The sequence below is a fragment of the Microvirga tunisiensis genome (genome assembly GCF_009296175.1).
GTDB lineage: Bacteria > Pseudomonadota > Alphaproteobacteria > Rhizobiales > Beijerinckiaceae > Microvirga > Microvirga tunisiensis.
Map to the genome: position 1 here is coordinate 1 of NZ_VOSK01000656.1, position 1,896 is coordinate 1,896.

3 protein-coding genes are annotated in these 1,896 nt (G+C 58.5%); 2 read left to right on the forward strand and 1 reads right to left on the reverse strand.

Annotated features, from left to right (window positions below):
• Positions 1-42: 42 nt before the first annotated feature.
• On the reverse strand, positions 43-474 hold the full coding sequence (locus tag FS320_RS42520) for a YybH family protein (RefSeq protein WP_152718537.1): 432 nt from the start codon (positions 472-474) through the stop codon (positions 43-45).
• 270 nt (positions 475-744) lie between these two features.
• Between FS320_RS42520 and FS320_RS42525 the strand changes: the two genes are divergently transcribed.
• On the forward strand, positions 745-1,104 hold the full coding sequence (locus FS320_RS42525; protein WP_192926421.1) for an HdeA/HdeB family chaperone: 360 nt from the start codon (positions 745-747) through the stop codon (positions 1,102-1,104).
• Positions 1,105-1,448: 344 nt separating this feature from the next.
• Entirely contained in the window at positions 1,449-1,865 is a 417-nt protein-coding gene (locus FS320_RS42530) for a hypothetical protein (protein WP_244627747.1), read from the forward strand.
• Positions 1,866-1,896: the final 31 nt, after the last annotated feature.

Sequence of the window (1,896 nt, forward strand, 5' to 3'; positions counted from 1 at the left end):
CTGCCCCCTGCCGCCCCATACCAGACCTGACGCGCTCGTGATTTAGCTCTTGGCCTTCAGGTCGCGAAGGACATCCTGCATGGCCGGAGAGAGGTCCGTGTGATGATGAACGACCTTCCAGTCGCCGTCCTCCCGGCGGTAGACGTTGGTCACTCGGTTCTCAATGGGAACCTGCCTGCCCGCAAGCGTCATCTGGCCCCTTTCGGTGCCGACTTCGTAGGCCATATTGCCGTCGATCTGGATGAACTGATCTTCGAGTTCAGCCTTCCCGCCGCCAGCCAGTTTAGCAATTTGCGGCCAAGTCCCGCCGACGCTCTCCCAACCGACTTCCCGACCGCCGATGGGGTGCATGGTTGTGACCGCCGCGCTGTGCGACCAAACCTCACTGAGCGGGCCTGCATTCCCGTTGAGCATGGCATTCAGCGCGGAGTAGAAACGTTCGGATGCGCGGCGGACTTCAGTATCTGTTGACATATCGGGTCCTCCAACAGCTATGCCCCCGTACCGGGGCGGTAGTGACCCGCGATTTCTCTCACCTTATCATGGTGAGACCCTGGTACAAAGCCCACTAATCAGAAGCAGAGGCCGGGCCGGCAAGCCATTCTTGCTCTGACGCGCAACCGTGCGCTCCTGTCTCAAATTGGTCGGCCGTTGTCTCGAAGTGTCAAGCATGGGTGCGGATGTCCGCATAGGGTCTCGGCGTTTTGGCGCCACTCGCCAGATGCAACAAAGGGAAACGAAGACATGAGGCAGAGGACACTTCTTGCAGCGGCCTTGATGATCACCGGGGCGTTCGGCGCAAGCGCTCAGACGGCGACCCCATTGGCCAGCTACGCGGACGCGGACGGCTGGATCGACGTCCAGGCAATGACCTGTGCGCAGCTTGCAGGAACCTACCAGGAGGACGCTGACATGCTAACGACCTGGTACAGTGGCTGGTACAACGGCCTTGCCAAGAAGCACATGATCAACGTCAAGCGCGGCAAGGATCTCGAGCATCAGGTGATCGTGTACTGCAAGGCCAACCCGGACAAGAAGGTGATTCAGGCCATCGGCGTTGTCCTCAAGGACAAAAGGGCTGAACTCGGCATCAAAATGAAGTGAGAGTCCTTCGCCTTCGCAAGACTGAACGGCGCATGGATCATGCCACCTACCGCAGGATTTCTGCTTTCCATGCACCGGTCGGGCCAATCCGCCGTTCAGAATCCCTCCGCCTCCCTGTCAATCAAATCCGACACCCGCACTCATCATGAGAAGACCTGTCTTCACGGCGCGGCCGATCTTCCCATGCGCCTGGCCCGGCAGGACGTGCACTCCGAAGCAGCCTTCGTTCGCGGCTCACGCCACGTCGCCCAAGGCCAATCCTGGACCACCGGGTCCCAAGCCGGAGTCTCACACCTTTATTCGATGACTTGGCAGGCCCAGCCAATATTAAATTGATTCGGCTGATGGGTGCGCCATATCCAAGCATTGGTCAGCAGGACCGGAGCCGTTGGTTCGGATCGATGCTCTCCACACTGCGCGTTCAGATGATGAACGCATACGCAGAACTGGAATCCATCATGGACGTCGTCGTCAGAACTTATTCAGGTAAGGGCTCGAAGGAGCTGTTTTCTTTTCTGGAGGAGCACAAGGCAGACGTTGAAAAGCTGATGCGCACCGTCAAAGGCTTTGAAAGCTACACGCTCGCCCGCAGCAGTGAAAGCGAAGGCGGCCTGTCGATGACCGTATGCCAGGACAAGGCCGGCACTGAAGAGAGCGTCCGCCTTGCGAAGGAATGGATCTCAAAGAATGCAGCGGACATTCGCGTCGATGCGCCGAAGGTTTCTGTGGGATCGATCATCATTCACGCCACGAAGTCGTAGCGCTCAATGGTTTTGCCCGGTCGAGCACTGA